The sequence below is a fragment of the Gluconobacter sp. Gdi genome, from assembly GCF_014132155.1.
Lineage (GTDB): Bacteria > Pseudomonadota > Alphaproteobacteria > Acetobacterales > Acetobacteraceae > Gluconobacter.
Genome location: NZ_BLJQ01000001.1, coordinates 852046 through 858472, shown reverse-complemented (window position 1 = coordinate 858472; position 6427 = coordinate 852046). Strand labels below are relative to the sequence as shown.

Here is a 6427-nt window from a genome sequence, read left to right as displayed (position 1 = left end):
GCCAGACCCTCGAAGAAGGCCCCGCCGCGTCGGTGAACGGGCTTATACGGCCACCTACACACACCGTCAATCAAAAAATCATATAAAAATCAAAAAACTTGGTGAAGCCATTTTCTAAGAGTGCCATCCTGCCCACCGCGCCACCGCTCATATCCTGCAAATCGGTGAAAAACAGGCTTCTGATCTCGGCCGTCTGGAGCCGCATTAGTCCGTCATACCTTCCACGACGTTACTCACCTGAATTTAACGCTTATAGTGGATCATCATATGGCGTGCGGCACGCCACACACATTTTGTGAGCCGTTCTCGTTTCTGGAGTTTCTGATGACGGTTGATGCACTTCTCTCAAACAGCCAACAACTTTCACCAGATGAAGTGGAGTGGCAGCTCATTATAGATGCCATTGACCCCGCTATCCGTTCAGCCGTCGCTGATATGGTAGAGAAACATGCTGCCGAGAGTGTGGAAGTCTTCTATTCGACGCTCCTGACGCATCCAGAAGCCACACCTTTTCTCTCCAACCAGATTGTTAACGACCACCTTCATTCCGCTTTGCTGAGATGGCTGCAATCTCTCTTCTCATCTACAGCGCCTGACCTCGCACAGCTTGTAGCGACGCAGCGTCGGATTGGACTGGTTCACGCCCGGATGCGCGTCCCGATGCATGTCGTCATGCATGGAGCCCGCCTTCTTAAAAACACTTTGAGAAAACTGCTTTTCGAGATTTTCCTCACACCCGCGGATCTATCGACAGCCATCGATTACATCGAGAACATGATGGATCTGGCTATCGAAATGATGAGCCGAGAGTTTGTGAGGGATCTTCAGAAAGAAATCGAAACAGACGAGGCATACCGTCTTGTGACCCTTGGGCAGGATGTCACTCTTGAAAGAGAGGTCCAGCGTGCTGCACTCCTTGATTGGGGTCACAAGATATTACTCGCCATTTGCTGCAATGCTCCCCCTCCCCTCCCCTCATTGGAAAGTTCAGGGTTTGGGCTTTGGCTCAATCACAAGGGAAGTCTGCTGTTCCCGAATACAATGGGTATCGAGCATATTCGCACCTCAATGCGCCGCATTGATCGGGTCCTTATTCCAGCTCTCTCTGCTCAGGTCCCCCCAGACACAGCTCGCATTCACGAACTACAAGCCCAGATAGAAGAAATCCGTTTTTTAATGGATGACCTCTTCAAAGAGAGTGAGGCGCTTGAGAGCGGACGCGATCCTTTAACCTCAACCCTCAACAGGCGCTTTCTACCAACGATCATGGCGCGAGAAGTGGCTCAATCTATGCGCCGAGAGGTTCCATTCAGCATTCTCATGATCGACATTGACCACTTCAAATCAATTAATGATCGTTACGGCCATACTGGTGGAGACGCTGTTTTAAGAAGCGTGGCCGAAAAATTAATCTCATCCTGTCGGACAAGCGATTTTATTTTCCGATATGGCGGAGAAGAGTTTCTGATCGCTTTAGTTGAGACAGATACAAAAAGAGCTTTTCAGGTTGCTGAGCATATTCGTGAGAACGTCACGCACATATTAACCCAGCCAACCGGCTCCTCATTTTCCGTCACTGTTTCGATCGGCGTTGCCACATTTGATGGGCACCCTGATTATACACACCTCATCGAGGATGCTGATCGGGCTCTATATTATGCCAAGGCTGAAGGAAGAAATCGAAGCGTTATTGCTACGGATGCGTTAGCAACCCTCCCTCAGCTTCAGTAATTTTATAATTTTAAGAAAAGCCCCTTATCTGAATTCGTGTAAGAACAAATTCAGATAAGGGGGCTCTCTTACCAGACGCAGAATACTGCGTTGGAGATGGACCTGAAAACTTACTGATCGCTCATTGCTGTATTCAGGATCGCAGCAAGACGAACACCTGCTTGCTGCAACCGAAGCTGGATGATCGGCCAGGCGATAGCCGTATAGGCTTCCTTGATATCCGCCCCTTTGACCTGTGGAAGAGCACCGTAGGCGACAGACCGTGCCAAAGAGTGGCTTTCGTCAGCCCAATCAATAACGGCATGATGAACATCGCCGCCGGAAAGATCAGCCACCCAATATGTTGTCTCATCAGGTGTGATCGTGGCGCCGAGCCGAGTGGCTTCCTCGCGAGCATGACCAAAATCGATGGAATAATGAGGCCCGACAACCAAATTAGCTTGGCGATCCAGGACGCCTTCATCCCAGAGGGCATGAAGATTCATATGGCCGTTTGCAGTATCCCCAAAATATGACAGCCGGATAGCATTCCCGCCTTTATCATGATCACGCTCGGCAGCATGCAGAGGCTGATGCAAGTCACCAACCAGATGCACAACCCACTTTAAAGCATAGAGTCGACGCTGTGGGGACGCCGTGTGATCAGCGAGGATTTTTTCCAACTCTGGCAGTTTCTCGACAACGCAATTGCCGTCCGCACAATCGCGCGCCTGATCGTACGCCGGCTGAGACACATCCGTATCAACGTAATGCCAGAGCAGCGTCTCGGGTGCGCCGCCCTTCTTTTTGGGAACATGTCCAATTGTATCTGGCCATGACGCAACCTGATCCAGCGTTTGATGACCTTCCAGAGCCAGAAGCGCGGTCGCCGCTTTGGCGGCCGCTGGGGTCAGGCGATCCTGAGCGATATCAGCGACAATCGCATGTCCATAAGGCCCCCAGGCAAGTGCCTGAGAAGCGGTGCTTATCGTAACAGCACAGAACAAAGGGACAGAAAGGAGCCAGGTGCGCATAGCAAAACCATCTCGGACGTTATGAAGTCTGATTGCTTTTCTCACCCTTCCAAACTGCTCACAAGTGAATCTCTTGATACACTTGTTGCATTAAAATGACCGAACGGTTCGGCCTACCCCTTTCCTCTTGGCTTCTGACCTCGTAGAGAGGATGAGGACTAAAATGACTGAAATGGCGTGACGCAATTGCAAAAGCCACCTGCCCCGTTAGACCCCTCTCAAACTCCTCAATGGAGCCTTACATCGGAAGAGAATGCCCCTCTTCTGACACTCAAGGGCGCGTGGCTGGCACGAACAGGATATATTCCTCAGTTTCCGAAAGACGGACTGTCTACAGTCCCCAATGACAGCACCCTCACCTTTGATATGTCTCCCATCACCGACTGGGACACAGGTCTCATCGCGTTTCTTTGGGACATCAAACGTAGTGGGCACGACAAACACATTACTCTGGATGCTCAAAGCCTGCCGCCCCCTGTAAGGCAGCTTCTCGCGCTCTTACCAGACGCCGCTGATGGCCCTCCTCCAGCAGCAGCCAAGCGTATTCCCGTTCTTGAACGGATCGGAGGCCACACGATCAGCAGTCTCACTGAAATTGGCACTGTTGCAAGTTTGGGCGGCATGACACTTCGCGGAGGTCTTCAGGCCCTGACAGGGCGAAGTCGGATGCGACTTTCGGATCTTCTGAGTGATACGGCCAATGCCGGTCCTCAGGCATTAATAATCGTTGGTATCGTCAATTTTTTGATTGGCGCCATTCTGGCTTTTGTTGGTGCAGTCGAGCTTCAGAAATTTGCTGCTGGTATTTACGTCGCAAGCCTTGTTGGCATCGCTATGGTTCGCGAAATGGCCGCCGTCATGACCGCCATCATCATGGCAGGACGAACCGGAGGCGCATACGCAGCGCGTATTTCCACCATGCAGGGCAATGAGGAAATTGATGCCCTCAACGTCTTCGGCATTCCAACATCCACGTATCTGATACTTCCTGCAGTTCTATCGCTCGTTATCACGATGCCATTTCTTTACCTCTACGGCTGTCTGATCGGCATGCTGGGAGGGTTCGTGGTCGCGATTTCCATGCTGGATATTACGGCTGCTGGCTATTTCCATCAGACAATCACCTCCTTCGGTATCGGTCAGTTCATTTTCGCCTTTGTAAAAAGCATTGTCTTCGGTGCTTTCATCGGCCTCACTAGTTGCCGGATTGGTTTGAAGGCTGGACGATCAGCCGCTGATGTCGGCATCGCGGCTACCCGGGCTGTTGTGGTGGGAATTGTCGGGGTCATTGCGATTGACGCCATTTTTGCCGTTATTGCCGATGTGCTGGGAATCTGACGCATGACCGATACCCGAAAAACTGTTCTTTCAATGCAGGATGTCACTCTCGCATTTGGCCCCAAAGTCATTCAGAAGAACATCTCACTTGAAGTGAAAAAGGGCAGCATTTTTGCTGTCATGGGCGGCTCTGGCTGCGGCAAGAGTACACTTCTGAAAAGCATGATTGGCCTCCTTCGCCCAACCGCTGGCGAATATCAGGTCGATGGCGAAGATTACTGGTCTGGCACTGAAGCAGAACGAACAGAGCTCAACCACAGGTTCGGCGTTCTTTTCCAAAGCGGCGCTTTATGGAGTTCCATGACTCTCGGGGAAAATGTCGCCCTTCCCCTTCAGATGTTCACGGACCTCAAACCAGATGTCATTCGTCGGCTCGTAGAACTCAAACTGGGGTTTGTAGGTCTTCTGCCAGCCATAGACATGTCTCCGTCAGAAATCAGTGGCGGCATGCGGAAACGTGCTGGTTTGGCACGAGCAATCGCACTGGATCCGGATATCCTGTTTTTTGACGAACCCTCTGCGGGTCTGGACCCAATCACTTCAGCTCGTCTGGATGACCTGATCCTCAATCTCCGAGATGGTCTCGGTGCGACCGTCGTTATCGTCAGCCATGAACTCTCCAGTCTGTTCCACATCGCCGATGACGGAATATTTCTGGACGCAAAAAGCAAAATCCCCATCGCACACGGCTCTCCAAGGGACCTGCGCGACCACTGCGACGAACCTCAGGTCCATGCTTTCATGCATCGGGAACGCAACGAAGAAGGACGCAATTGATGAACAAGCAGGCTCTCGTAGGCGCCTTTGTTGTTGGTGGGATCGGCCTTGGCGTGGCAGCCTTCGTGCTGTTCGGCAACTTCCATCCCTTCACCCGCATGGAAAAGGCCGTCCTTATTTTCCATGGAGCATCTTCCGGCCTATCCGTGGGTGCGCCAGTCACTTTCCGTGGTGTGCAGGTTGGAGCGGTGGACAAGGTCGTTATCGAATATAACCCACAGACAAGAGACGCTTACATCCCTGTCTACATCACGATGCGGCCAGAGAATATTACCCTCACCAACAGCAGCGCTCATCACTTCCCAACAATCCGGGATCTGGTGTCACAGGGCCTGCGAGGGGAAATGAATCTCAAAAGTTTCGTCACCGGCTCTTCCGAAATTGATCTGGATTTTGCACCTGACACGCCAGCCGCTCTGCATCCTGACATTGCGACAGTTACGGAAATTCCGACAAAGCAGTCGTCCATTCAGGCGATGACACAAACTCTGCAAAATCTGCCCTTCAAGCAACTTGGCGACAATGCCAATGCCACCCTTGCAGCCGTCCGGGAGCTTTCCGACAAACTGGACAGAGACATGCCTGCACTGATCGAAAGCATCCGTGCAACATCCGATCACAGTCGGGACATGATTGATGCAAGCAAAGACCTCGTCACGCATCTTCAACCCGAGCTGGAACATACTCTCAACAGTCTGAACCGACTTGCAGATGCTGGCTCCGACCAACTGACTGCGCGTGGGAAGGAACTCCAGGCTCTGCTGTTAAGCAGTAACCAAACCATCCAGAAGGCCGGGGAAAGCCTGAATAATATTCAGAGCATTACATCTCCACGATCGACAGACCGAGCCAATCTGGAAGCCAGCCTGCGCGATATCGCTGCGGCAGCCTCTGCTCTGCGAGGGTTCGCAAACGACGTAGAACGCAATCCGCAACTCCTCCTGACGGGACGCCACTGATGAGACTACCTTTCGCCTCCCTAGCCCTCGTTGGTCTGCTGCTCAGCGGTTGCTCGTCCCCACCAGTGCGTTTTTACACTCTGGGAGCCCCTGCCATCGGAAGCAATCTGCCCGCCAGCACGGCACCAGAGACTATATTGGCCGTCGACCCCGTCATTATTCCTGATTATCTCGACAGCCAGGATATTCTTGTCCGCGATGGAGATTTACTGGACCGGAGCGCGAATGGACGATGGGCCAGCCGCCTGTCCAGGGGCGTTACAGATCTCGTGACGGCGCAGTTGTCTCGTAGCTGGCCTTCAGTTTTCGTAACGACACACCCTTCCGCAGGGTCACCGCAAACGCGGCTGGTCATCACGATCAACCGTCTCGATATTACGAAGTCTGGTCAAGGAACGTTGGAGGCTGACTGGTCCTTTGTTCCAACTGACGAACACCACCCTGTTGTGCGCCAACGCGCCAGCTTCAGTGCCCAGGGATCGGTGGCTACCGATGATGGAACCGCAGCACTGACGCGTGAACTCGTCAACCAGTTAGCTGTAAAAATCGGAACCTCTGCTCCAGTTATGTAAAAATATTGAACAGGAAGGCCTGAAACAGACCTTCCTG

Annotated in this window: 7 protein-coding genes; 5 read left to right on the top strand and 2 right to left on the bottom strand. The window is 52.4% G+C overall.

What is annotated here, in order from left to right:
- Positions 1-70: 70 nt before the first annotated feature.
- Positions 71-205: a hypothetical protein gene (locus JN414_RS17140; RefSeq protein ID WP_255494177.1), complete on the bottom strand. Its 135-nt coding sequence runs from the start codon at positions 203-205 to the stop codon at positions 71-73.
- A 119-nt stretch (positions 206-324) separates the two neighbouring features.
- Here JN414_RS17140 and JN414_RS03865 point away from each other — a divergent pair, with 119 nt between their 5' ends.
- Entirely contained in the window at positions 325-1731 is a 1407-nt protein-coding gene (locus tag JN414_RS03865; protein ID WP_202206754.1) for a diguanylate cyclase, read from the top strand.
- Positions 1732-1841: 110 nt separating this feature from the next.
- Here the strand turns inward: JN414_RS03865 and JN414_RS03860 are convergent, their stop codons facing one another.
- A complete protein-coding gene (locus tag JN414_RS03860; protein ID WP_202206753.1) occupies positions 1842-2744 on the bottom strand; it encodes a S1/P1 nuclease in 903 nt (300 codons plus the stop codon).
- Between the two features lie 177 nt (positions 2745-2921).
- Here JN414_RS03860 and JN414_RS03855 point away from each other — a divergent pair, with 177 nt between their 5' ends.
- Genes JN414_RS03855 through JN414_RS03840 form a run of 4 tightly spaced genes read left to right on the top strand, consistent with a single transcriptional unit; the run spans position 2922 to position 6390 of the window.
- On the top strand, positions 2922-4082 hold the full coding sequence (locus JN414_RS03855; protein WP_237389852.1) for an ABC transporter permease: 1161 nt from the start codon (positions 2922-2924) through the stop codon (positions 4080-4082).
- Between the two features lie 3 nt (positions 4083-4085).
- On the top strand, positions 4086-4859 hold the full coding sequence (locus JN414_RS03850) for an ABC transporter ATP-binding protein (protein WP_046899474.1): 774 nt from the start codon (positions 4086-4088) through the stop codon (positions 4857-4859).
- Positions 4859-5818 (top strand): MlaD family protein, encoded by a 960-nt coding sequence (locus JN414_RS03845; protein WP_202206752.1) that lies wholly within the window; start codon positions 4859-4861, stop codon positions 5816-5818. Before JN414_RS03850 ends, JN414_RS03845 begins: the two co-directional genes overlap by 1 nt.
- Entirely contained in the window at positions 5818-6390 is a 573-nt protein-coding gene (locus JN414_RS03840) for a membrane integrity-associated transporter subunit PqiC (protein ID WP_202206751.1), read from the top strand. The genes JN414_RS03845 and JN414_RS03840 overlap by 1 nt, the downstream gene beginning before the upstream one ends.
- The last annotated feature ends 37 nt before the right edge of the window (positions 6391-6427 follow it).

Coding starts and splice junctions, on each gene's coding strand:
- JN414_RS03850 (WP_046899474.1), top strand. CDS start 4,086: ATGACCGATACCCGAAAAACTGTTCTTTCAATGCAGGATGTCACTCTC.
- JN414_RS03865 (WP_202206754.1), top strand. CDS start 325: ATGACGGTTGATGCACTTCTCTCAAACAGCCAACAACTTTCACCAGAT.
- JN414_RS03840 (WP_202206751.1), top strand. CDS start 5,818: ATGAGACTACCTTTCGCCTCCCTAGCCCTCGTTGGTCTGCTGCTCAGC.
- JN414_RS17140 (WP_255494177.1), bottom strand. CDS start 205: ATGCGGCTCCAGACGGCCGAGATCAGAAGCCTGTTTTTCACCGATTTG.
- JN414_RS03845 (WP_202206752.1), top strand. CDS start 4,859: ATGAACAAGCAGGCTCTCGTAGGCGCCTTTGTTGTTGGTGGGATCGGC.
- JN414_RS03860 (WP_202206753.1), bottom strand. CDS start 2,744: ATGCGCACCTGGCTCCTTTCTGTCCCTTTGTTCTGTGCTGTTACGATA.